Source organism: Cognatishimia sp. F0-27, from assembly GCF_020667845.1.
GTDB lineage: Bacteria > Pseudomonadota > Alphaproteobacteria > Rhodobacterales > Rhodobacteraceae > JAFMPQ01.
In genome coordinates this window covers 1-392 of record NZ_JAFMPQ010000120.1, presented here as the reverse complement: position 1 = coordinate 392, position 392 = coordinate 1, and the positions used below count along the sequence as shown (strand labels likewise).

Here is a 392-nt window from a genome sequence, read left to right as displayed (position 1 = left end):
ATCAAAAAGCGCAGCAGGTGATCATAGCCGGGTCTCGGGTCCCTACAGTGGTTTTGCACAAACCACACCGCAAGGGAGACCGACTATGACCGATATCACTATTGCACAGGCCGAGCCTGTTTTGGTCGCGATTGATATCGCAAAAGCCCGCCATGAAGTTTTGATCGCTGTTCCCGGCCGAGAGCGCCGTCGCCGTCTGACAGTTCTGAACCAGCTCGAAGAGTTTGATCGATTGGTCGCAACGCTCTCGGACTATGGCCGCCCTGTCCGGGCGGCCTTTGAGGCAACAGGCAATTGTCATCGCGCTCTGGCTTATCGGCTCGGCGTCGCCGGTTTCGAGGTAAAGCTGGTATCTTCAGTCGCCTTGGCACGCACCCGCGAAGCCTTGAACA

General features: G+C 57.1%; 1 protein-coding gene. It reads left to right on the top strand.

Annotated elements, in window-relative coordinates; all coding sequences use genetic code 11:
• Positions 1-85: 85 nt before the first annotated feature.
• Positions 86-392 (top strand): transposase (locus tag J1C49_RS22035; protein WP_227447864.1); only part of this gene is annotated, 307 nt, incomplete at its 3' end.